23 protein-coding genes and 1 tRNA gene are annotated in these 23,019 nt (G+C 28.4%); 20 read left to right on the top strand and 4 right to left on the bottom strand.

The features are described 5' to 3' along the window. Positions 1–211 precede the first annotated feature (211 nt). From ACJJVY_RS16630 to ACJJVY_RS16590, 9 genes are all read left to right on the top strand, one after another. Positions 212–1,054, top strand: a complete 843-nt coding sequence (locus tag ACJJVY_RS16630) for a toprim domain-containing protein (RefSeq protein ID WP_405611510.1) — start codon at positions 212–214, stop codon at positions 1,052–1,054. Between the two features lie 118 nt (positions 1,055–1,172). Then, positions 1,173–1,514, top strand: coding sequence for a plasmid mobilization protein (locus ACJJVY_RS16625; RefSeq protein WP_405611507.1), 342 nt, complete (start codon positions 1,173–1,175; stop codon positions 1,512–1,514). 9 nt (positions 1,515–1,523) lie between these two features. Further along, positions 1,524–2,138 carry a hypothetical protein gene (locus ACJJVY_RS16620; RefSeq protein WP_405611504.1) on the top strand — a complete coding sequence of 205 codons (615 nt, stop codon included), beginning with the start codon at positions 1,524–1,526 and terminating at the stop codon, positions 2,136–2,138. After that, a complete protein-coding gene (locus ACJJVY_RS16615; RefSeq protein WP_405611501.1) occupies positions 2,128–2,877 on the top strand; it encodes a relaxase/mobilization nuclease domain-containing protein in 750 nt (249 codons plus the stop codon). Before ACJJVY_RS16620 ends, ACJJVY_RS16615 begins: the two co-directional genes overlap by 11 nt. Positions 2,878–3,137: 260 nt before the next feature. Then, positions 3,138–4,271 (top strand): tetratricopeptide repeat protein, encoded by a 1,134-nt coding sequence (locus tag ACJJVY_RS16610; protein ID WP_405611498.1) that lies wholly within the window; start codon positions 3,138–3,140, stop codon positions 4,269–4,271. 165 nt (positions 4,272–4,436) lie between these two features. Next, complete coding sequence (locus tag ACJJVY_RS16605; RefSeq protein WP_405611495.1) at positions 4,437–5,456, top strand: FAD:protein FMN transferase; 1,020 nt, start codon at positions 4,437–4,439, stop codon at positions 5,454–5,456. Positions 5,457–5,630: 174 nt separating this feature from the next. Beyond that, positions 5,631–6,110 (top strand): hypothetical protein, encoded by a 480-nt coding sequence (locus ACJJVY_RS16600; RefSeq protein ID WP_405611492.1) that lies wholly within the window; start codon positions 5,631–5,633, stop codon positions 6,108–6,110. Positions 6,111–6,280: 170 nt separating this feature from the next. Beyond that, positions 6,281–7,027 (top strand): hypothetical protein, encoded by a 747-nt coding sequence (locus ACJJVY_RS16595; RefSeq protein WP_405611489.1) that lies wholly within the window; start codon positions 6,281–6,283, stop codon positions 7,025–7,027. A gap of 160 nt (positions 7,028–7,187) precedes the next feature. Further along, positions 7,188–8,177 carry a hypothetical protein gene (locus tag ACJJVY_RS16590; RefSeq protein ID WP_405611486.1) on the top strand — a complete coding sequence of 330 codons (990 nt, stop codon included), beginning with the start codon at positions 7,188–7,190 and terminating at the stop codon, positions 8,175–8,177. Positions 8,178–8,777: 600 nt separating this feature from the next. Here ACJJVY_RS16590 and ACJJVY_RS16585 read toward each other — a convergent pair. Continuing rightward, positions 8,778–8,851: transfer RNA gene (locus tag ACJJVY_RS16585), tRNA-Ile, on the bottom strand. 65 nt (positions 8,852–8,916) lie between these two features. Beyond that, the gene (locus tag ACJJVY_RS16580; RefSeq protein ID WP_405611483.1) at positions 8,917–9,888 is read right to left on the bottom strand and encodes a polyprenyl synthetase family protein; all 972 of its coding nucleotides are present in this window, start codon (positions 9,886–9,888) and stop codon (positions 8,917–8,919) included. A 127-nt stretch (positions 9,889–10,015) separates the two neighbouring features. Between ACJJVY_RS16580 and ACJJVY_RS16575 the strand changes: the two genes are divergently transcribed. The 5 genes from ACJJVY_RS16575 (at position 10,016) to ACJJVY_RS16555 (ending at position 17,202) form a co-directional block, all read left to right on the top strand. Then, entirely contained in the window at positions 10,016–10,615 is a 600-nt protein-coding gene (locus ACJJVY_RS16575) for a TetR/AcrR family transcriptional regulator (protein WP_405611480.1), read from the top strand. A gap of 5 nt (positions 10,616–10,620) precedes the next feature. Further along, complete coding sequence (locus tag ACJJVY_RS16570) at positions 10,621–11,964, top strand: TolC family protein (protein ID WP_405611477.1); 1,344 nt, start codon at positions 10,621–10,623, stop codon at positions 11,962–11,964. Between the two features lie 10 nt (positions 11,965–11,974). After that, on the top strand, positions 11,975–13,147 hold the full coding sequence (locus tag ACJJVY_RS16565; RefSeq protein WP_405611474.1) for an efflux RND transporter periplasmic adaptor subunit: 1,173 nt from the start codon (positions 11,975–11,977) through the stop codon (positions 13,145–13,147). A gap of 11 nt (positions 13,148–13,158) precedes the next feature. Continuing rightward, positions 13,159–16,644: an efflux RND transporter permease subunit gene (locus tag ACJJVY_RS16560; protein ID WP_405611471.1), complete on the top strand. Its 3,486-nt coding sequence runs from the start codon at positions 13,159–13,161 to the stop codon at positions 16,642–16,644. A 75-nt stretch (positions 16,645–16,719) separates the two neighbouring features. Then, positions 16,720–17,202 (top strand): regulatory protein RecX, encoded by a 483-nt coding sequence (locus ACJJVY_RS16555; protein WP_405611468.1) that lies wholly within the window; start codon positions 16,720–16,722, stop codon positions 17,200–17,202. Between the two features lie 184 nt (positions 17,203–17,386). Here the strand turns inward: ACJJVY_RS16555 and ACJJVY_RS16550 are convergent, their stop codons facing one another. Together ACJJVY_RS16550 and ACJJVY_RS16545 are read right to left on the bottom strand one after the other, a co-directional pair. Next, positions 17,387–17,896, bottom strand: coding sequence for a nuclear transport factor 2 family protein (locus tag ACJJVY_RS16550; protein WP_405611466.1), 510 nt, complete (start codon positions 17,894–17,896; stop codon positions 17,387–17,389). A gap of 2 nt (positions 17,897–17,898) precedes the next feature. Beyond that, complete coding sequence (locus ACJJVY_RS16545; RefSeq protein WP_405611463.1) at positions 17,899–18,507, bottom strand: hypothetical protein; 609 nt, start codon at positions 18,505–18,507, stop codon at positions 17,899–17,901. Between the two features lie 243 nt (positions 18,508–18,750). On the opposite strand from ACJJVY_RS16545, the gene ACJJVY_RS16540 reads away from it, so the two are divergent. The 6 genes from ACJJVY_RS16540 to tsf all read left to right on the top strand — a co-directional run bounded on the left by ACJJVY_RS16540 (position 18,751) and on the right by tsf (position 22,913). Beyond that, positions 18,751–19,362, top strand: a complete 612-nt coding sequence (locus ACJJVY_RS16540) for a thioredoxin family protein (protein ID WP_405611460.1) — start codon at positions 18,751–18,753, stop codon at positions 19,360–19,362. 92 nt (positions 19,363–19,454) lie between these two features. Next, on the top strand, positions 19,455–19,937 hold the full coding sequence (locus ACJJVY_RS16535) for an ABC transporter ATPase (RefSeq protein ID WP_405611457.1): 483 nt from the start codon (positions 19,455–19,457) through the stop codon (positions 19,935–19,937). Between the two features lie 215 nt (positions 19,938–20,152). After that, positions 20,153–20,608, top strand: a complete 456-nt coding sequence (gene rplM / locus ACJJVY_RS16530; RefSeq protein ID WP_405611454.1) for a 50S ribosomal protein L13 — start codon at positions 20,153–20,155, stop codon at positions 20,606–20,608. Beyond that, positions 20,608–20,994, top strand: a complete 387-nt coding sequence (gene rpsI / locus ACJJVY_RS16525) for a 30S ribosomal protein S9 (protein ID WP_405611451.1) — start codon at positions 20,608–20,610, stop codon at positions 20,992–20,994. The genes rplM and rpsI overlap by 1 nt, the downstream gene beginning before the upstream one ends. Positions 20,995–21,145: 151 nt before the next feature. After that, positions 21,146–21,916, top strand: a complete 771-nt coding sequence (rpsB, locus tag ACJJVY_RS16520; protein ID WP_405611448.1) for a 30S ribosomal protein S2 — start codon at positions 21,146–21,148, stop codon at positions 21,914–21,916. Positions 21,917–21,941: 25 nt separating this feature from the next. Beyond that, the gene (gene tsf / locus ACJJVY_RS16515; RefSeq protein WP_405611445.1) at positions 21,942–22,913 is read left to right on the top strand and encodes a translation elongation factor Ts; all 972 of its coding nucleotides are present in this window, start codon (positions 21,942–21,944) and stop codon (positions 22,911–22,913) included. Positions 22,914–23,019 lie beyond the last annotated feature (106 nt).

Genomic DNA, 23,019 nt, shown 5'->3' with positions numbered 1-23,019 from the left:
TTAAACTCAGTAATAATAAAGGATTGTCCCGTCATCAAAACCGTCATCAAACCGTCATCAATAAAAAAAATGATGACATGTTTAAAAAAAAAGTTGATGACCTGATGACAAGTTGATGACGCAACTTTCCCATTACTGCAAAGGGATTCAAGAGTATCGTCATCAAATCATCAACTTTTAGACATTTTTCACACGCATAACACAAACAAAAATGAATTGTAAAAAAGCAAAACAAATAGATCTAGTTTCTTACCTAAAAAAACAAGGATTTAGAACAGGCAAAACCGATACAAAAGAAGTTTGGTTTTACTCCCCTTTTAGAAGCAATGAAAAAACACCATCTTTTAAAGTTGATATCAATAAAAATATCTGGTATGACTTTGGCGAAGGAGCTGGAGGAACAATCATTGACTTTTTAACAAAATACAATAATTGTTCAATCAAAGAATCCTTAGCTATTTTGTCCGAAGGTTCTTTTTCTTTTCACCAGCAAAAAAAACAAGTTATCATTGAACCAGAACCAACTTACTCTATTGAAAAAGTAACAGAATTAACGAATCAAAATTTAATTAATTATTTAATGAGCAGAAAAATTGATTTACAATTTGCAAAACGATTTTGCTTTCAAGTTCATTACTCTTTTTCTAATGGAAAAGAAAACTATGGAGTTGCTTTTATGAATGATGTTGGGGGATTTGAAATTAGACATGAATTCTTTAAAGGTTGCTTAGGAAGCAAAGAAATTACAACCATAAATAATAGTTCTGATGTAGTTTCAATATTTGAAGCTTGGTTTGATTTCCTCTCTTACCTAACCTTGAAAAAAGAAATACCTAAAGAAAATTTCATCATTCTAAATTCTACTTCTATGGTAGGAAAAGCTATTGCTTTATTGGATAATTATATAGAAATAAAATTGATGTTAGATAACGATGATGCTGGAAATAGAGCAACTGATATTATAGAAAAAAGTGTAAATATTAAAATTACAGATAACAGAATACACTATAAAAACTACAATGACTTAAATGAGTTTTTGATGAATCAAAAATAATTGCAGTCAGTTGTTAGCCAGTCGTGGCTTTAATTCCTGTTTAGTGCCTACTTCGTGCCCTAAAAAGAAATCAAAACCCGCTGGCTTATTCACAGAAAAATGTTCATAAGAAAAAAAAATGAAATCAAATTCAAACAATAAAGTAAAAGTCGTTTTTTATCTTAATTCAGAGGATAAAGAATTCATCAAAAACAAATGTGAAATCTTACAAATTAAGCCATCATTTTTTATAAGAAATGCAGTATTAGAAAAATTAAACAAACCTGTATTTACAAAAAATATATATGATTTAGATACTAGAAAATATCAGACTTCTTTAATTAGAATCGGAAATAACTTAAATCAAATAGCAAAAAAATTAAACTCAAACGAGCAGTTTTTAATTGCAGACCAACAAGTTGTTTTAGATGAAATTAAAAACATCAATAATCATATTATAGAAATCAATTCAAAATTATAAACCATTATTATGGAAGAAAATACAAACAAAGCACTTTTTACTTTAATGCAAAAAGTTGTAGATAAATTAGAAACTATTTCTAAAGATGTAAGTAGTAAAGATCAAACAGAGTTAGAAACCATTATAAAAAAAACCAATGTTCAAATAACTAAACTAGTACCAGAGGTAATTAAACTCCAATCAAAACTTTTGCAAAATAGTTTAGACACTAAGAGTGAAATTGTTGAATATGTAAAAGAAAGTATAGAAACTCCTAATGTCAACAACTATACTGAGTACAGTTTGTTTGGAAGTAAATCCCATTTTAAACCTTGGGTAATTGGGGTTTTCTTTTTTGGTTTGGTTACAGTTTGGTGTTCCGCAAAATATCTTCCTTCATATTTTACTGAAAAAAGTTTATTGAGCAAAGAAAGAGCTGAGTATCAGATTTTCTATAATTATGTTTATTTCAAACAAATTAGAAAGGATGAGCCTAATGTTGCAAATGATATTCTAAAAAAGATAAAGCAAAAAGACACCTTGTTTATGAAAGAATATCACACACTTTTAAAAACTCATCAACGAGAAATAAAAAAGCAAGAATTAAAAGAACAACTTAACGCACTTGACAATAATGATAGCTAAACTAGAATCTATATCCTATTTACAAAATGCTCTTGCGTATTGTGATCGTGGCGGAGAGTTAATTGCTTCAAATAAATGTATTGGAAACAGTACTCAAATTAATTATCAAATGGAAAAAAATAACGTTTTCAATGATAGATGTATAAAAAACAGCTTTCATATAAAAATTAGAATTGCTCCAGAAGATAAAGGAAAATTAAACACACAAGATTGGATTGATATTTCAAACGATTATGCTAAAAAAATCGGTTTTCAAGAAAATCCTTTTGCAGTATATATTCACGAGGAAAACACAGAGAGAGAGCATATTCACATAGTATCTTCACGTATACAATCTAATAATTTAGCAGTTAGTGATAGTTACACGTATTATCAAAATATGGACTTTTGTAGAATGATAGAAAACAAGTACAAGCTAAGACAAGTAAAACGTGTATTAGAAGCAGTAAAAAAACAGGAGGTATTTGTGAAAGGAGATAAAAGAATTGGACCATTGGAAGAAAAAATTAAATCTGCTATTGATCAATCTGATTCTTTTGAAGATTTTGAATTTCACTTAAAAAATATGGGAGTTAAAACAAAAAAAGGTAGAGGAATAGGTTTTATAGATGAAAAAGGGGTTTATATAAAAGGTTCTGCCATTGATAGAAAATATTCTTTAAAAGGGATTGAAAAACTATTATCATACGAACAACAAGAAAAACGAATGAATAAAAAAGTTAGAGGTTTTAAAATGTAAGTTTTTAATTTTATGAGGTAGTATAAAGCTATAAATATCTATTTATAGCTTTATCTTTTTATATAAATGCACATTTATATAAAAAGACAAACCGTACGTGACGCCTTCCGCTTGGGATCATTTTAAAAATCAGTTGATTTTTAACGCTTGCTTGTGAAGAAAAAATCAACTGATTTTTAAAACGGAAAACCTTTTATTATCCCAAAATATTTTACCAAAACACCATATATTTGATTTTATATAACCAGTTGCCTACAATTATGAAAAAAATCCTAATTACATTAATAATTTGTCTTTTAAGTATAAATAGTTATACTCAAGAAAAAATTACAACTGAATTAAAAAACGCCTACGAAAAAGAAAAATACGATTTGATAATTTCGGAACATTCTGAAAAGGCAAATGAATATCCAGCAAAAGCAATTTATTATATTGGAATGGCTTACTATATGAAAGCCGACGACAATAATGCAATTAAACTTATGGATTTATCTATTAAAAAAGACAAATCTGACCCAGATGCATATTTTATAAAAGGAATGACCTTTAATTATTTGGGACAATTAGAAAAAGCGGTTGAATCTTTCAAAAAAGCAATTGAATTAGATTCGAGTAATACAAATTATTATAGTGGTTTAGGAGATTCATATTTGAATCTTAAAAAATATGACAAAGCTCTTAAATCTTATATTACAGCAACTGAAAAAACAGAGCCTATTGAAAGACCTTTTGCAATGATTCCTCAAATTTATGCAGAATTAAATCAACCTAAAAAGGCTTTAGTGGCTTTTTACAAATCAAAAGAATCAGTTTCAAAAGAATCTGATTCTTATATAAACGCACTTTATAACATAGGACTTTATGAATTTCTAAATAAAGATTTTGAGAAATCAGAAATCGCATATAAAGAATTGATTGAATTAGCACCAAAAGACTATCAATATTATGCCAAACTAATTCAAGTTTATTATTCAAAAAAAGAATATGAAAAAGCAGAACCATTAAAAGAAAATCTTTACAAAGCTTATAAAAAAGGAGAACTAAAAGGTAATTTAAAAACTATGTTTTGTTTTGATCAATTTGAATGGAAAGGAAAAACAATACTCGTTTTTGAAAAATTTGCTGTAAAAGAAGGAGAATTATACTATAAGCATATTTTTTATATTCCAATTGAAGAAGGAAAAACTGAATTTACTATTCAAACAGAAAACTCACCAATTTCAGAAGAATTAGGGACAGGGAAATATGCAGTTGGAATGGATAAAAATGGAACTCATTCAACTTTCGGTTTTATTAAAGAAAATTTTGAATATGATAACTTGAAAAGTATTGTTATAAAAATTCTTGATGAACAAATAAAAGCAGGAGCAAGTTCAAGAAAAGGTAAGAATTAACTGTGGGCAACACCGTATAAACTTTATTGCTAGTTATAGCTCACTTGAGAAATTCCTACGGAATTTCGCCGTTCGTGTTTTATTTAGTAAATTCATTGCCTAAACCACGCAACAAAGCTTATACAACAACGTTACCACACATTTGAAAAAAATACCAGAAACAGAATGAATATTTTAAAATTATTTACACTTTTTATACTTACTACGACTCTTCTAGGATGTGAATCTAATAAACAAAAATTAATTATTCTAAAGGGATTAGCTATCGGAACTTCTTACAAGATAGAATATTATAGCAGTAATAATAATCCGAAAATCAAAAAAGGAATTGACTCTGTCATTAATTCAATGAATAAGTCTTTGAGTACTTATATACCTAATAGTGATATATCTCAAATAAATAAAGGAAATTCAAACATTAGTACAGATATTCTTTTTCAAGATGTATTTAAACTTTCAAAAGATTTATATAAAAAATCAAAAGGCTATTTTGACCCAACTGTTGGAACATTAAGAAATGCATATGGATTTGGAGATACTAAACCTCTTAAATTAATTACTGATTATAAATTAGATTCTATGATGAATTATGTCGGTTTTAATAAAGTTAAGCTATTAGACAATAATAAAATTTTTAAAGAAAATCCTAAAATTTATCTTGACTTTAATTCAATTGCAAAAGGCTATACAATAGATAAAATTGTTGAATCAATTGCAAATAAAGGTATTGAAAATCTGAGAGTAGAACTTGGTGGGGAAATTAGAGTAATTGGAAAAAACTTGAATTATAATGATAATTGGACAATTGGAATTGAAAGTATTGAATCTAAAATTAATAATAGAACAGTCAGAGCTAGATTAAAACTAATAGACAAATCAATAGCTGGTTCTGGAAATTTCAGAAAATATAGAATTGATTCTATCACTAAGAAAAGATATGTTCATACAATTAATCCACTAAACGGAAAAGCAGAACAAAGTGATGTTTTAAGTTCGTATGTAATTGCAAACACTTGTGCCAAAGCTGATGGTTATGCAACTGCATTTATGGCTATGGGAATTGAAAAATCAAAAAAATTATTGTCCGAATTAAAAGAAATAGATGCTTATTTGGTTTATTCGGATTCTTTGGGAGAAACGAAAACACATATCACTAAAGGCTTTGAAAAATTAATAATAAAATAGGAATAAAAAACGTGTGGTAACACCGTATATAATTTATTGCTGGCTTCTCGCCTACTTACGAAAGTCCTCGCGGACTTTCTTGGCCTGTAATTATTTACTAAATTAATTGCTTAAACCACGCAACAAACTATATACAACAACGTTGGCAACCATTACCAATCACACTCAAAAGGAATGAAAAATACTTTAGAATACAAAATACTAAAACATTTAAAAGATAATGATAATGGAGATTTCATTAATGTAACAAACTTAATTGTAGACAGAAAATTACTTGAAAGTAAATTACATTCTTTAGCGGAAGAACCTGAAAAATACATATCTTTCATATCTCCATATTTTTTCTTTGGGGTTACTTTATCTAATAAAGAAAACAACGAATTAAAAGCAAAAATTGAAATAAACGGAATTTTACTTTTAGATAAAATTGAAAAAGGAGATAAAAACATAACTGAAAATATATTTAATGGGAATTTTAACGGAACTTTCATTCAAGATTCTCTTTTAGATAAAAGTTTTGTTAAACAAAAAACAGTTAATAAAACAGAAAAAGAACCAAGTAAAAAGTCTTGGATTGAAATAGCTTCTTTGGTTATTGGTTCAATTATAGGTTTGATTGGTATATGGGAATTTATAATAAAAAAATTATTATAGGAATAAAAAACGGTAGCCAACACCGTGTAAAAAAAATTGCTAATTATTGTTATCATTTTGTTTCTTCTTTCTTTATTTATTATCTTTAAATTTCGGAAAGTTTAAGCGTTTTTAAACGCAACTTTCCTTACACAACTAAGTTGGTAACAATTTCAGCAACTACTCAATAAATGAAAAAAATACTATTATTTTTTGTACCAATATTGATTTTTTCTTGTAAAAAAGATAACTCAAATATAAATATTCCTAAAGATTATAAAATAATCGAAGCGGTGATAACTCGTCCAAATAATAAGGACTATAAAAGCAAAATAAAATTTGACTATAATTCCAATGGAAAGTTAAGACAGATTGTTCATTCTTCAAAAGAATATGAATTTAAAGAAACATATCAATACCAAATGGGAAGATTATCCAAAATTTCCTATTTAAACTCAAACCCCTCTTTAAACGGTAATAAAATATTTGAATATAACGATAAAGGGTATCTAAGAAGTTTAACCATAGAAAGAATGGTCAAAAATAAAAATGACTCTACCCTTACTATGACCAAGACTGCAACAAAGGAATTCACTTATAAAAAAAATGAAATAAAAATTGTAACCAAAAGTTCATCCGACAATCCAACTGTAAAAAAAGAAATAATGACTTTAGACGGGGACGGCAAGTTTTTGAATTTAAAAAACGTAAACAATTCAAAAACTGATAAGACTTATGACAAAAAAAACAGTATTAACGATTTAATTTTTGACAAATCATTAATTGGCTATGAATTATATGGAAGAGGTAACTTATTGTCTTTAGGCGATAAAATTTCGAATACTTATGAATACAACGAATTAGTATTTCCTACTGAAAAAAGGACTTTTTATGACGGAAAATTACAATCGATTACGAAGTATTATTACAATAAATAAAAAACTGTTACCAACAAAGTATAAAAAAAATTGCGGTTTAGTGCTAAAACAAAGGTCGTTGCGTGTTTGCTACATCTGATTTTCCTTCGGAAAATCCTCGCATACAAACCCGCAACTATTCTTATACATAAACGTTAGCCACAAATTATAAAAAAACCTAATGAATATAAAATATTTAACACTTTCAATTTTAATTTTTACAATTTTTGGTTGTAATGGGAAAAAGGAAAAAAATGTAAATCAAGAATTGAATAATTTCTCTGAACAAGTAAATTACTTATATGATTTTTTACTTAAAGACGTTGATTACGCATACCAAACAGTTGAGTTTAAAGAAACTGACTATTTTAAATCAACTTTTAATGAAAAAAAAATAAAAAACTTTATATCGAAAATAAAAAAAGAAATAATAATTGAAAAGTCAGTTTTTGATGATATTGTGTTGAATTTAAATATTGAATTACCTAAATCAGTTAAAAGCTTGAAATTTGAAGACCTTAAAATTAAATTAGAATCAAATGAACTATTTGATATAGACAACAATCCTATCAATTTAAGCCAAAGTAGCAGCATTAACTTTACCCCAAATAAAGTTAATTTTAGTACTAAAATTAAAAACGACTCTGTAAAAGAAAATTATTATAATAAATTTACAGGAAAACTAAATTATAGTTTCAAGTTTCTAATTGGTTACGATATAATCAAATTAAACAAAAACAATATCGGAGAAGTATTTACATTAAATAACTGTAAATTTAAATTAATCAGTATTTTTAATAATCAAATATTTATTGAAAATTTATGTAAATCCGATATTTCTTCTAAAGTTATTAATTTAACAAAAAAAGGAAAAATGATTGAACCATATCCAATTTTTGAATTTAATAAACTTAAAAAAAACAATGACACTTTTGCTAATAAAGAAAACTTTCAAACTGTAAGAATTACAAAATTTATGTCTCAAAAAATATTGAAAGAAGTTGAGAAAAATCCAAATATTTCAATATCAAAATTTAATGAAATAGTATTAAATGAAAATAAAAATCCGAAAAATTTTTCTATGATTAAAATCTTTAAAACTATAAGTGAAACTGAATTTATTTTATACTCACCAAAATATCAAACTGAATTAATTAAATTCGTAAAATAATCAGTGGCTAACACCGTGTAAAAAAAATTGCTAGTAAAAGCCTACTTACGAAAATCCTCTCGGATTTTCTTGGTTCGTGTTTTATTTACTAAATTTATTGCTTAAACCACGCAACTTTCCTTACACAACAACGTTAGCCACAAGCTGGTATGGTAAAGCCAAATTAGTAATTACATTTACTAATTAAAACCACAATTTTAACCAATTATCACTTTATGCTGCTATTCCAAAAAATTTAAATCTAGACAAAACCATATATAAGTCGAAAGGTAATAGGTGTTGAAATAATACAAGAAACGGAATAATTTCACTTTATTTTTTGTTACAAAAAAACACCAAATTCTATTAGAATTGGGTGTAATATTGGATGTAAAGCTCACAACTAACTGATTATCAACTGATATTACGGAGAGAGAGTTTTTCTCCTATATCTTAACTCATTAAATTAAATCATATCGTAAGTGAACTAAGTGTAACTCTAAAATCAATAAAATATTTTGGTACATATAGTCTTAAATTTAAAAGCTAAAACCACACCCCCTATTCAACCCCCTTATAAAATTAAAAACCTCATAATCAAATGATTATGAGGTTTTAAAGTGGTCCCACTTGGGCTCGAACCAAGGACCACCTGATTATGAGTCAGGTGCTCTAACCAACTGAGCTATGGGACCGAAATAATTCGGCTGCAAATGTAACACTTTTTATTACATTATTAAAACAAAAAAATTCTTTTTTTTTAAACCGACCTATTCATTAACCAAAGACCAAAATTCTTTAAGTTTTCTTTACTATCTTCAGTTATACTCATTGCAGATAAAGTTTTAAAAGCAATATCTGTATAATCTTTAATTTGTTCTTTTATTAAAACAGGTATGTCGTTTATCTCAAATATTCTTGTTACTTCCGCAATCTTTATAGAATTGTCTTCTAACTTTCGTTGGTAAAAAAACCTTAATTTATTCTTATCAGACTCATTAGCAACTTCTAAAGCTTTTAGGTAAAGAAATGTTTTCTTATTTTCAATGATATCACCTCCTATTTGCTTTCCAAAAGTTTCTGGATCACCAAAAGTATCTAAATAATCATCTTGTAACTGAAAAGCCAAACCTAAATTTAATCCGAAATCGTAAATTAAATTGGCATTTTCTTCATTTGTTTCAGCTACAATTGCTCCCATTTTTAATGCAGCTGCTACCAAAACAGATGTTTTTAAACGAATCATATTAATATACTCATCTATAGAAACATCATTTCTAGTTTCAAAATCTACATCTAATTGTTGTCCATCACAAACTTCTAAAGCCGTTTTACCAAATAATTTGGCTAGTTTCTGAAAAACTGCAGACTCATAATTTTCAAAATATTGATAAGCTAATATCAACATTGCATCACCAGAAAGAATACCTGTATTAATATCCCACTTTTCATGTACTGTTTGCTTTCCTCTTCTTAATGGCGCATCATCCATAATATCATCATGCACCAATGTAAAATTATGAAAAACTTCTACTGCCAACGCTGCTGGCATTGCTTTCTTATAATTAGAGGAAAATATATCTGCTGCCATTAATGTTAAAACCGGACGAATTCTTTTACCTCCTAACTGTAAAATATAATCTATAGGTTCATATAAATTTTTAGGTTCTCTAACCCATTGTTTAGACTCTAGATATGCCAAAAATTCTTGTTGATAGTGTAAAATGTTCAAATCTGTATTTTTTTGTAAAAATAATGTAAAGAAATTCTTCTTTTTAATCTTAATGTTAAAAAATAATTAAAACTTTGGAAACTTTTTTTGTTTCTAAAGTTTCCTTATATATATTTGCAACCGAATTATGAAAGAAAAAATAATAGAAAAATCTAACGAACTCTTTTTAAACTTTGGTTTTAAGAGTGTAACTATGGATGAAATAGCCAGTGCTCTTGGCGTATCTAAAAAGACTATTTATAAATATTTTAATAACAAAACAGCACTTGTAACTTCTGTAACTGAACATATTTTTAACAATATAAGTTTAGGTATTAACCAAATTTGCAGTGTAAAAAAGAATCCTATTGAAGAGATTTTTGATATTAAAAGGTTTATTATGTCTAATTTAAAAGACGAAAAATCATCTCCACAATATCAATTACAAAAATATTACCCTAAGATTTTTGCATCCATCAAAAAAAAACAATTCGAAATTATGCAGGTTTGTGTAATTCAAAATTTAAATGATGGCATAGAACAAGGGTTATACAGAAAAAATTTAGATGTAGAATTTATTTCTAGAATTTATTTTAATGGAATGACAACCATTAAAGACAAAGAACTTTTTCCTTTAAATAACTATTCTATGAACACTTTAATGAACTATTATTTAGAGTATCATTTAAGAGGTATTTGCACAGAAAAAGGATTAGAACAATTAGAAAATCAACTAAAACAGAAATAGAACCAATGAAAAAAACAATTTTAACATGCATAAGTATTTGTTTTTTCTTGATTGCCAGTGCTCAAGAAAAATCAATGAACTTATCTTTAAAAGAAGCTATAAATTATGCTATTGAAAATAGCTATAATACAAAAGCGTCTAAAAATGATATTTTGGGTGCTAAACAAAAAGTTTGGGAAACTACAGCAACTGGTTTACCTCAAATCAGTGCAGCTGTTGGTTACCAAAATTGGTTGAAACAACAAATAACTTTAATACCTGCAGAACTTTTTGGGGGAACAGCAGGAGAATTTGCTGAAGTTAATTTTAGTACAAAGCAAAGTGCTAGTGGTACTGTAACTCTAAACCAGCTTTTGTTTGATGGCTCTTATTTAGTGGGACTACAAGCCTCTAAAACTTACCTAAAAATATCTAAACAAGCAGATGAAAAAACACAATTAGTTACTAGAGAAGCGGTAATTAATGCATATGGTAACGTTTTAGTTTCAGAAAACAGTATTTCTATTTTAGAAGGTAACATTAAAATTCTTCAGAAAAATTATGATGATGCTAAAAAAATCTATGAAAATGGTTTAAATGAAGAAGAAGATGTAGAGCAATTAGAAATTACTTTAGGTAATTTAAAAAGTCAATTAAACAGTGTTTTAAGATTAAAAGATATTGCATATAAAATGCTAAATCTTTCTCTTGGTAACTCTGTAGGTACAAAACTTACTTTAACGGATTCTTTAGATTCTTTAACAGAAATGAATATTGATTTAGGTTTAATTTCTGAAGATTTTAAATATAACGATCATATAGATTTTAAGATTGCAGAAAATGATAGAGAATCTAAAAGATTATTAGTTAAACTAGAACAAAGTAAAGCGCTACCAACTTTATCTGCATATGTAAACTACGGATACAATGCTTATTCAGAATCTTTTACTTTTTTGGACAGTGATCAAAATTATTTTGGTTCTTCTTTATTAGGCGTAAATTTAAATATCCCAATTTTTAGTAGTTTAGGAAGAAGTTCTAGAACCAAACAGGCTAAAATTGAGTTAGAAACAGCAGATATAAGATTAGAAGAAACTAAACAACGTTTAACCTTATTAGCAGAACAAGCTAAAAGCGAATACCAATTAAGTATAGAAGATTATAATACTGCAAAGAAAAATGTAGGTTTAGCAGAAAGAATAGAAAAAAAACAACGTATTAAGTTTTTTGAAGGAATTTCTTCTAGTTTCGATTTACTGCAAGCACAAAATCAATTATACTCACAACAACAAAATTACATTCAATCTATGTTAAATGTAATTGCAAAAAAAGCAACCCTAGAAAACGCATTAAACTTACCAATCAAATAACCAACAAGCAATGAGAAAAATATATTCACTATTAGTAATTACAATTGTTTTTATCTCTTGTGGAGAGAAAAATTCAACATCTGTAGAAGATTTAATAGCAACAGGAACTTTATCGGAACTAAAAGCTAAAAAAAATGAGATTACAGCTAATTTAGAAGAAATAAATGAAGATTTAGAGGCTATAAATACAGCTATTTCAAAGAAAGATAGCGTTAAAAAACTTCCTTTAATAACTACTTTTTTAGCAAAAGAAGAAGTTTTTAAGCATTATTTAGAAATACAAGGAAGCGTAAAAACAAAACAGAACATTTTAATTTACCCAGAAATGGCAGGTATTTTAAAAACTGTTTATGTAAAAGAAGGACAAAAAGTTTCTAAAGGACAAATATTAGCAACTATTGATGATGGTGGTTTAAGCAATCAAGTTGCGCAATTAGAAGCGACAACACAATTAGCTAAAACAACTTACGAGCGTCAAAAACGTTTATGGGAACAAAAAATTGGTTCAGAAATTCAATACTTACAAACTAAAACAAATTTCGAAGCACAAGAAAACACTTTAAAACAACTTAAAAGTCAGCAAGCAAAATCATCAATTAGAGCTCCTTTTTCTGGTGTTATAGATGATGTTATAAAAGAAGCTGGTAGTGTTGTTGCGCCAGGTATAGGTTCAGAAATTTTTAGAATTGTAAACCTTAACAACATGTATATTGAAGCAGAAGTGCCAGAAAGATATATTGCTAGTATCCAAAAAGACAAAGAAGTTAAAGTAGAATTCCCTGTTCTTAATACAGTTGTAGAAAGTAAAGTAAGACAAGTAGGTAGTTTTATCAACCCAAATAACAGATCTTTTAAAGTAGAAGTGCCTGTTGCCAATGAAAGCGGTAATGTAAAACCAAACTTAACAGCTAAACTTCAAATTAACGATTATACAGAAGATAAAGCTATTTTAATTCCACAAAGTATTATCTCGGAAAATGCAAACGGAGAACAATTTGTTTACGCAATTAAAGATAAAAATGCAAATAACGAGGCTGTTGCAGAAAGAGTAATTATTAAAACAGGTAAAACACAAGGAAACTATATAGAAGTTTTAGAAAATTTACCAGTTGGTACAGAAATTATTCAAGAAGGTGCTCGTAGTGTAAATAACGGACAGACAGTAAAAGTTATCAATAAATAAAACAGTTAATGATGACAAAACAAAAAAAACAAGTAGATAAAGAGTTTAAACTATCGTCTTGGGCAATTCATAATAAAACAACCATTTATGTAATAATGGCTGTGTTATTTTTCTATGGTATTTCTGCGTATTTAACCATGGCTAGAGAGAATTTCCCAGAGGTAAAAGAAACTAAAATATACATTAGTACTGCTTATCCTGGTAACACAGCAGAAGATATAGAAAAACTGATTACAGACCCCATAGAAGATCAAGTAAAAACAGTTAGTAATGTTGTAGAAGTTACCTCAACATCGCAAGAAGATTACTCTATTGTTATTGTTGAATTTGATGAAAACATTTCTGTAGAACTTGCAAAACAAAAAGTTAAAGATGAAATTTCTACAGAAACTTCTAGTGAAGATTGGCCTACCTTTAATGATGCAAAAATAGAACCAAATGTGTTCGATTTAAGTTTATCAGAAGAGGTTGCCATTTTAAATATTAATATTTCTGGTGATTACCCTATTTATAAATTAAAAGAGTTTGCAGAGTATTTACAAGATGAAATAGAAGATTTATCAGAAATTAAGCAAGCAGATATTAGAGGTGCTCAAGAAAAAGAGGTTGAAGTTGCTGTAGACATTTATAAAATGATGGCCGCTAAAGTTAGTTTTAGTGATATAACAAATGCTATTAATGGTGGTAACGTAACAATGTCTGCAGGTAATTTTATTACAAGCGGACAAAGGAGAACTGTTAGAATTATTGGCGAAATAGATCAACCTAACGATTTAGAAAATTTTGTTGTAAAATCTGAAAACAACAATCCTATCTACTTAAAAGACGTTGCAACTGTTTCTTTTAAAGACAAAGACAAAACAACATTTGCTAGAGAAAGAGGTGAACCTGTTGTAATGCTAGATGTTAAAAAACGTGCTGGAGAAAACATGGTTGCCGCATCAGAACAAATTAAGGTAATTGTAGATGAAGCTACAGAAAATTATTTTCCTAAAGATTTAAAAGTTACCATTACAAACGATCAATCAGACAAAACAATTGGTCAAGTAGACGACTTAGTAAACAACATTATTTTTGGAGTTATTTTGGTAGTAACTGTTTTAATGTTTTTCTTAGGATTTAAAAATGCTGTTTTTGTTGGGTTTGCAATACCAATGTCTATGTTTATGTCTTTAATGATATTAAACATGTTAGGTTATACGATGAATACCATGATTCTTTTCGGATTAATTATGGGACTCGGAATGTTAGTAGATAACGGAATTGTAGTTGTAGAAAACGTATATCGTTTAATGGATGAAGAAGGCATGAACCGAGTAGAAGCTGCCAAAAAGGGAATTAGCGAAATTGCTTTTCCTATTATCATTTCTACAGCAACAACAGTAGCTGCATTTATTCCTTTAGGTCTTTGGCCAGGAATTATGGGAGATTTTATGGTATTATTACCTATAACGTTATCTACCGTTTTAGGTTCTTCTTTATTAGTAGCTATTTTCTTTAACTCTGTGTTGGTTTCTCAATTTATGAGTGTAGAAGATGTAGATATGCCAATTAAGAAAATTGCTGTTTTAACAGGTATAATGACACTTTTTGGAATTATTACATTATTAACTGGTGGTACTTATAGCGCTCTTGGTGCATTAATGATTTTTACCGCAGTAATGCTTTGGGTGTATAGACTACTTTTAAGAGGATGGTCTAACAACTTTCAAAACAAAGTTTTACCTAAACTAGAAGGTTGGTACGAAATCAGGTTAAGAAGTTCTTTATCTGGTAAAAAACCATACTTTTTAGTGGTATTAACTTTTATTTTACTAATTGCATCTTTTATAGCTTTTGGTTGGTCTTTAAGTACACAAAGAACAAGTGTAGAATTCTTTCCTGATAATAAACCAAACCAAATTATTGTCTATATAGAATATCCAGAAGGAACTGATATTCAAAAAACAAATGAAATTACCAAACTTATCGAAAAGAAAGTAGAAGACGTTTTATATAGTGATGAGTATATGGATGGAGACTACAACTTTATGGTAGAAAGTTTAGTCTCTCAAGTAGGTGAAGGTGCTGGAAACCCTCAAACTGATGGTGGGTCTTCTGCTGAAATGCCTCATAAAGGTAAGGTTACCGCTTCTATGAGAGAATATAAATACAGAAGAGGCTTAGATAGTGAATTAATGCGCCAAAAAGTACAAGCTGGTTTAGTTGGTATTTACCCTGGAGTTTTAATCTCTGTAGAAAAAGATGTAAACGGACCACCAGTTGGATCTCCAATTAATATAGAAATTGAAGGTGATGATTATGAAGAATTGATTCTTACTGCTCAAAGAATGAGAGATTTTATCAATACAAAAAGCATTGCTGGTATTGATGAATTAAAGATTGATGTTAACAAAGACAAACCAGGTATGGAGGTTTTGGTTGATAGAAAAAAAGCAGGTGAACTAGGGGTTTCTTCTGGTCAGGTTGGACAACAATTAAGATCATCAATCTTTGGTACTAAAGCAGGTGTTTTTAAAGAAAACGGAGAAGATTATGATATTTACGTTCGTTTTAATAAAGAAGACAGATATAATACGAGTGCATTATTTAATCAGAATATTATTTTTAGAGATATGGCATCTGGTCAAATAAAAGAAATTCCTGTTTCTACAGTGGCAACACAAAGTAATAGTTCTAGTTTTAGCGCTATTAAGCATGTAGACCTTAGAAGAATTGTTACTGTATATTCTGCTTTAGCACCAGGAGAAACAGATGCTGCAGCTGTTGTAAATAAAATACAAGCAGAAATGAAAAACTTTAAAGACTTACCAGAAGGCGTAAAGATTGATTATACTGGTCAAATTGAAGAACAGAATAAACAAATGGCATTCTTAGTAGGTGCTTTCTTTAGTGGTTTGGCATTAATTTTCTTTATTCTAATTTTCCAATTTAACTCAGTTTCTAAACCAACTATTATTATGATAGCTATTTTCTTAAGCTTTATTGGTGTATTTGGCGGAATTGTTATCTCTGGTAGCTCTTTTGTTATTATGATGACTATGATGGGTATTATTTCTCTTGCTGGTATTGTTGTAAATAACGGAGTAGTATTACTAGATTATGCACAATTATTAATTGACCGAAAGAAAGATGAATTAGATCTAGGTGAAGATGAATATTTAGAAAAAAACGATTTATTTGAAGCAATTGTAAGAGCTGGTAGAGCACGTTTAAGACCTGTTTTATTAACTGCAATTACTACTATATTAGGTTTAATACCTTTAGCAATTGGTTTAAATATTAACTTCTTTACTTTATTTACAGAATACAATCCTCACATTTATTTTGGTGGAGATAACGTAGTCTTCTGGGGGCCTTTAGCTTGGACAGTTATTTATGGATTGTTAATTGCTACTTTTTTAACTTTAATTGTGGTACCTATTTTATTCTTCTTAATTACACAATTTAAAATGTGGTTAAAAAGAAAAACAGCTAAAACAGAGCTAATTCCATAAGTAGTCTATAAAATATTTTTATAAAAAAAGGGATGAAACTCATATAGTTTTATCCCTTTTTGTATTTTCGACAAAATGATAAAAAAGAAGTCTTTTACTGTTGATGAACTAAAACGAAAGTTAGAAAACTATTGTGTTTATCAAGATCGTTGTCATAAAGAAGTAGAGCAAAAAATGCGAGAATTCAACTTGATACCCGAAGCTAGAGAAATGATTTTATTAAGTTTGATGAAAGACAACTTTTTAAATGAAGAGCGTTTTGCTAAGAGTTTTGCCCGCGGAAAATTCCGGATTAAAAACTGGGGAAAACAACGTATTATTAGAGAATTAAAATTTAGAGATATATCTACCTATAATATTAAAACTGCTTTAAAAGAAATTGATGAAAACGAATATTTAGAAACAATTTACAGAATTACAGAAAATAGAAATAACGTAATTTCTGAATCGAATACTTTTAAAAGAAAGAAAAAGTTAATTGATTTTTTAATGCGTAAAGGTTTTGAAAATAATTTAATTTTTAAAACTGTAAACGAAGTTGTTTCTGAAGAAAAATAAAATTTTCTCTTATAAAATTAAGATCTATTATATAAACTTCTAAAAGCTAACAAATAAGGTTAGACTAATTAAGTACTTGTTTGACTTCTTTTTAAGATTGGCTTTCATAAAAAAGTATATTTCATGAAGATACCTAGCGAAACATAAAAAAGGGAGTAACAAAAGCAGAAAACAGCTTTCTAATTTAATTTTGAAATTGTTTTAAAAACAAATCGTCGTTTTTCTTTTTTACTTCAATTACTTTACCCATATCAGAATTAGGTATTGTTACCGACAAAACATAATGTTTAATTTTCCAGGTATTACCTTTTTTTTCTAAAACCCCAGAGCCTCTACAAGTTCCCATTTGGGTATTTAAAAGCTCATCAAACCAAACAAAACCTGCATTATCACTTATATAAATATTGCGTTCTAAAGCTGTAAAACTCCAAGCTTTTCCTTTATCAAAATGAGGTTTACTATAGGCTTCAAATTGTTTTCTATTCCAATTTTCTGATGCATCCGTACCTATAAACACAGAAACTTTGTCCATCAAATTAAAATAATTATCAAAATTAGCTTCTGATGCTGCTTTATGCCAATTATCTAAAACTGTAGTTACATCTTCTTTTATTGATTTTTTTGTATTTTCTTTATGCTGACCATAATTTAAAAAAGAGGTTGACATTAATAAAAAGAAGAAGAAGTTTTTCATGCTTATTTGTTTTTTTTATCAACCTTAAGAAGTTCTTTCTTTTTTCTAAGATTGATAGATTTTATAGAAACACTATCCATTTTAGTGGAATCAATCCCAATAAAATCAATATCTACATCTATTTCTTCTACAAATTGCTTCTTAGATAAAATTGTGTTTATTTTAGAATTTACAGAAGAAAAAGCATCTAATGTTTTATCTACTTGTAAATTAACGTCTTTTGCTGTAATTGCTGGTATTAAAGTTAAGTCTGCTAACCTTAAAGTTTCATTATACAAAACATTAATTCTAGCATCAAAAGAAGGAATATCAAAAACTTGTGGCTTTATACTGTCCTTTAAACTTAAAACTAAATTTCTTAATTCTAAAGCATTACTTAAAGCCTCATTGGGTGATACATGCTCAAATTTCTCTATAAAACCCAGAGCCGGTCTTAAATCTTTCCAGCTTTCAATTTCTTTTTCAAACTCAGGTTTTACCTTTACTAAACTATTATGCTGTTTAGCAATACTCAACTTTGGTTTTTCTACAGGTGTATCTATATTTTCTTTCTTGCCATTACCACAAGAAAATAAAAACACAGACAGTAATAAGTAAATTATTTGTTTCACAAACTATAAATTATTGATGTAAAAGTACACATTTTAACAACTCTATTTAATCATTTAAGAAAATTGTAACAAACAAAGAAAATTACTCTTACATTTTATTTGAAAAAACATAAAAACACATGATGTAAGATTTTATTTTTTAATACGTCTATATAGTTGATTAAAAATAAATACAAAATGTAACAAAGGTTACTGTACAATTTAATCAATAAAAATATCTTTGTTTAAAATAATAATTTAGTGATGAAAAAAGTAATCGAAAAAAGTCTACAAAAATCATATACATATCAAGAATATAGAAATTTAGTTAGTAATCTATTATCAGAAAATAAATCTACAGGAAGCGCTCAGTCTGATGCCTTAACAAATTACAGTTTGTTAAATGATAAAAGAATGAAGCGTTTAGATAAAACAATTAAAATTTCTGAAGAAACAATTACAGAAGTTAGCTCTATTAAAGAACCACAAACTTGGTTAATAATTACAGAAAGCTGGTGTGGTGATGCTGCACAAAACCTACCCGTTATTAACAAGATTGCAGAAACAAGTTCTGCCATTGATCTAAAAATGGTAATTAGAGATGACAATGAAGAATTAATGGACTTATTTTTAACTAATGGAAACAAAGCAATTCCTAAACTTATCGCTTTAGATAAAGATAATAATGTAATTAATACTTGGGGACCAAGACCAACTACAGCAACTCAAATGGTAGCTGATTATAAAGCAGCAAACGGATCTGTAGATGCACAGTTTAAACAAGATTTACAAGTTTGGTACAATAAAAACAAAGGTGAAAATGTACAAGAAGATTTTATAAAGCTGCTAAAAAAACCTTCTATAATAGAAGCTTAGTTCATTAAAATATAGTTTTAAAAACCGCAAATAAATTTATTAATTTGCGGTTTTTCTTTTCTGTATATTTGCAGTTATTAATTTAGATAATTATGCTTGTAGATTACGCTTCTATACCCGATGATGCTAAAGTTTGGATTTACCCTTCTAGCAGAAAATTTTATGCCAATGAAATTGAAGAGTTAGAAGAAAAAATAAAAAAATTTACAGAAAACTGGAAACCAGAAGATGAAAATTTTAAAGCATCTTACCAGTTTTTATATAATAGATTTATTGTTTTTGTTGCTGATGATGCAGAAACTTCTTTATCTATGTTAGATATTGATGCCTCTATTTCTTTTATCCTAAAATTGCAAGAAGAATATAATGTACAGCTTTTAGACAAAATGAATGTTTGTTTTAAACAGGGAGAATTTGTACAATATAAAGAATTAAAAGATTTTAAAAAATTATTAAAAAACAAAGCTCTTACTGGTAAAACTATCATTTTTGACAACCTAATTACAACAAAACTAGATTTTGAAAGCTACTGGGAAACTCCAATAGAAGATAGTTGGTACAGCCGCTTCTTATAATATTATCACCCACTACCCTACTCTTACTTTTATGGACATATCAATATAAAAGCATCAAATTTTTTAACGTTTTTTTCTATACTGTAAATCAATCTTTTAAAGATTAAAAAATAATTCTAACACACTATTTGTCAATCAAATAAAAAGAACTACATTTGCACTCCTTTTTTAAGGAAAAAAATAATTATTAATAAACAAAAACTAATAGTGTAATTATGAACACATTAAGTTACAAAACAGTATCAGCAAACAGCGCTACCGTTAACAAGGAGTGGGTTTTAGTTGATGCAGACGGGCAAACGTTGGGTCGTCTAGCTTCTAAAGTAGCAAAGCTAATTAGAGGTAAATACAAACCAAATTTTACTCCTCACGTAGATTGTGGAGATAACGTGGTTATCATCAACGCAGACAAAATTGTATTAACTGGTAACAAATGGAGAGATAAATCTTACATTCGTCACACAGGTTATCCAGGAGGACAAAGATCGTTAACTGCAACAGAAATGTTTGAGAAAGATCCTACAAGATTAATCGAAAAAGCAGTAAAAGGGATGTTACCAAAAAACACTTTAGGTAGCGCTTTATATAGAAACTTGTATGTATATGCAGGTACAGAGCACAAACAAGCAGGTCAAGAACCTAAAGCTATTAACCTTAACGATTTAAAATAATGGATACAGTTCATAAAATTGGTAGAAGAAAAACTGCTGTTGCTCGTATTTATCTTTCTGAAGGTACTGGTAATATTACAGTAAACGGTAAAGAATACAAAAATTACTTTACAACAGGAACTTTACAATATAAAGTTCAACAACCTTTAATGTTAACAGAAAACTTAGAATCTTACGATATCAAAGTTAATGTTTACGGTGGTGGTGTAACAGGACAAGCAGAAGCTATCCGTTTAGCAATTACTAGAGCTTTAGTTTCTATTAACGAAGAGCACAGACTAGTATTAAAACCAGAAGGTTTATTAACTCGTGACCCTAGAATGGTTGAACGTAAGAAATTCGGTCAGAAGAAAGCACGTAAAAAATTCCAATTCTCGAAACGTTAATATTATGCAGAATTTTTTCTGCACTTTATTATATCGAGAACTGTTATTATTACAAATATTTAATATTAAACAGTTTAGTATCTAAATAGTTAGGACTCTAAAGACTACCTAACTATTGATTTCAAAAACAGAAAGTAAACACATTTTAAAAATGGCAAACGTAAACATTCAAGAATTATTAGAAAACGGAGTACATTTTGGACACTTAACAAGAAAGTGGAATCCAAACATGGCTCCTTATGTTTATACAGAACGTAATGGTGTACACATCATCGATTTGTATAAAACTGCAGCTAAAATAGAAGAAACTTCAGAAGCTTTAAAAAAGATTGCAAACTCTGGACGTAAAATTTTATTTGTTGCTACAAAAAAACAAGCAAAAGATATTGTTGCAGAAAAATCTAAAGCAGTGAACATGCCTTACATCACAGAAAGATGGCCAGGTGGTATGTTAACTAACTTTGTAACTATTAGAAAAGCCGTTAAAAAAATGGCTCAGATTGATAGAATGAAGCAAGATGGTTCTTTTGATGCGTTATCAAAAAGAGAAAAATTACAAATTAACCGTCAAAGAGAAAAATTAGAAAAAAACTTAGGTTCTATTTCTGATATGACTCGTTTACCAGGTGCATTATTTGTAGTTGATATCAAAAAAGAACACATTGCTGTAGCAGAAGCTCAAAAATTAAACATTCCTATTTTTGCAATGGTAGATACTAACTCTGATCCTAGATTAGTAGATTATGTAATACCAGCAAATGATGATGCTTCTAAATCTATTGATAAAGTTTTATCTTATGTAACTGATGCAATTGCAGAAGGTTTATCAGATAGAAAAGCAGATAAAGAAAAAGTAAAAGAAGCTAAAGACGCTCCTAAAAAGGAAGCTCCTAAAGCAGAAGTTACTGAAGAAACAAAATAATTCTAATCAATAAAAAACAAGTAACATGGAAACAGTAAAGATAAGTGCTGCTGATGTTAAAAAATTAAGAGAAGCTACTGGAGCTGGAATGATGGACTGTAAAAAGGCATTAGTTGAAGCAGGTGCAGATTTTGATAAGGCAATTGATATTTTACGTAAAAAAGGTCAGAAAATTGCTGCAAAAAGAGCTGATAGAGAATCTACAGAAGGCGTTGCAGTAACAAGAATTAACGACGATAAAACTGCTGGTGTAGCAATCGTTTTAGCTTGTGAAACTGATTTTGTTGGTAAAAACGAATCTTTCGTAGCTTTAGGTGGTCAGTTTGCTGACATCGCGTTAAACTATGCAGACAAAGAATCTTTTTTAGCTGCTGATTTTGGTGGTATGTCTGTTGCTGATAAATTAGTTGAACAAACTGGTGTTATTGGTGAAAAGTTAGAAATAACTGCTTTCGAAAAAGTAGAAGCTGCTTATGTAGGTGCTTATACTCACATTGGTAAAATTGCTGCTTTAGTTGGTTTATCTGCAGTTGTAGATAATGCAGAAACTCTAGCAAAAGATGTAGCAATGCAAGTTGCTTCTATGGGAGCAACAACTTTATCTTACAAAGATTTTGATCCTGCTTATGTAGCTGCAGAAACTGAAGCTAGAATTGCAGTTATCGAAAAAGATAATATTGAATTAGGTAGATTAGGTAAAACATTAAAAAATGTACCTCAATTTATTTCTATGTCTCAATTATCTGATGAAGTGTTAGCAAAAGCCCAAGAAGCTGCAAAAGCTGAATTAGCTGCAGAAGGTAAACCAGAAAAAATCTGGGATAGAATTTTACCAGGTAAAATGGAAAGATTTATTTCTGACAACACTACTTTAGATATGGAGCAGTGTCTTTTAGACCAAGCTTTTATTAAAGATGAAAAGAAAAACGTAGCACAATATGTTACAACTTATGGTGATGTTGAAGTTTCAACTTTTAAAAGAGTTACTTTAGGATAACTTCTATTTTTCTTACATATAATAATTAAAAGCCATCTATACAATAGATGGCTTTTATATTTTATAAATCTTTTTTCCCTATTTTTGTTAATATCTCTAAGAACAA

It is taken from the genome of Polaribacter sp. Asnod1-A03 (genome assembly GCF_045063585.1).
Lineage (GTDB): Bacteria > Bacteroidota > Bacteroidia > Flavobacteriales > Flavobacteriaceae > Polaribacter.
This window is presented reverse-complemented; position numbering and strand designations above follow the sequence as displayed.

Bases quoted from the DNA above. Each gene is read 5' to 3' on its own strand.
- ACJJVY_RS16600 (WP_405611492.1), top strand. From the start codon at position 5,631: ATGAAAAATACTTTAGAATACAAAATACTAAAACATTTAAAAGATAAT.
- ACJJVY_RS16540 (WP_405611460.1), top strand. From the start codon at position 18,751: ATGAAAAAAGTAATCGAAAAAAGTCTACAAAAATCATATACATATCAA.
- ACJJVY_RS16620 (WP_405611504.1), top strand. From the start codon at position 1,524: ATGGAAGAAAATACAAACAAAGCACTTTTTACTTTAATGCAAAAAGTT.
- ACJJVY_RS16570 (WP_405611477.1), top strand. From the start codon at position 10,621: ATGAAAAAAACAATTTTAACATGCATAAGTATTTGTTTTTTCTTGATT.
- ACJJVY_RS16595 (WP_405611489.1), top strand. From the start codon at position 6,281: ATGAAAAAAATACTATTATTTTTTGTACCAATATTGATTTTTTCTTGT.
- tsf (WP_405611445.1), top strand. From the start codon at position 21,942: ATGGAAACAGTAAAGATAAGTGCTGCTGATGTTAAAAAATTAAGAGAA.
- rplM (WP_405611454.1), top strand. From the start codon at position 20,153: ATGAACACATTAAGTTACAAAACAGTATCAGCAAACAGCGCTACCGTT.
- ACJJVY_RS16560 (WP_405611471.1), top strand. From the start codon at position 13,159: ATGACAAAACAAAAAAAACAAGTAGATAAAGAGTTTAAACTATCGTCT.
- ACJJVY_RS16555 (WP_405611468.1), top strand. From the start codon at position 16,720: ATGATAAAAAAGAAGTCTTTTACTGTTGATGAACTAAAACGAAAGTTA.
- ACJJVY_RS16625 (WP_405611507.1), top strand. From the start codon at position 1,173: ATGAAATCAAATTCAAACAATAAAGTAAAAGTCGTTTTTTATCTTAAT.
- ACJJVY_RS16610 (WP_405611498.1), top strand. From the start codon at position 3,138: ATGAAAAAAATCCTAATTACATTAATAATTTGTCTTTTAAGTATAAAT.
- ACJJVY_RS16575 (WP_405611480.1), top strand. From the start codon at position 10,016: ATGAAAGAAAAAATAATAGAAAAATCTAACGAACTCTTTTTAAACTTT.
- ACJJVY_RS16615 (WP_405611501.1), top strand. From the start codon at position 2,128: ATGATAGCTAAACTAGAATCTATATCCTATTTACAAAATGCTCTTGCG.
- ACJJVY_RS16565 (WP_405611474.1), top strand. From the start codon at position 11,975: ATGAGAAAAATATATTCACTATTAGTAATTACAATTGTTTTTATCTCT.
- rpsB (WP_405611448.1), top strand. From the start codon at position 21,146: ATGGCAAACGTAAACATTCAAGAATTATTAGAAAACGGAGTACATTTT.
- ACJJVY_RS16535 (WP_405611457.1), top strand. From the start codon at position 19,455: ATGCTTGTAGATTACGCTTCTATACCCGATGATGCTAAAGTTTGGATT.
- rpsI (WP_405611451.1), top strand. From the start codon at position 20,608: ATGGATACAGTTCATAAAATTGGTAGAAGAAAAACTGCTGTTGCTCGT.
- ACJJVY_RS16590 (WP_405611486.1), top strand. From the start codon at position 7,188: ATGAATATAAAATATTTAACACTTTCAATTTTAATTTTTACAATTTTT.
- ACJJVY_RS16605 (WP_405611495.1), top strand. From the start codon at position 4,437: ATGAATATTTTAAAATTATTTACACTTTTTATACTTACTACGACTCTT.
- ACJJVY_RS16630 (WP_405611510.1), top strand. From the start codon at position 212: ATGAATTGTAAAAAAGCAAAACAAATAGATCTAGTTTCTTACCTAAAA.
- ACJJVY_RS16550 (WP_405611466.1), bottom strand. From the start codon at position 17,896: ATGAAAAACTTCTTCTTCTTTTTATTAATGTCAACCTCTTTTTTAAAT.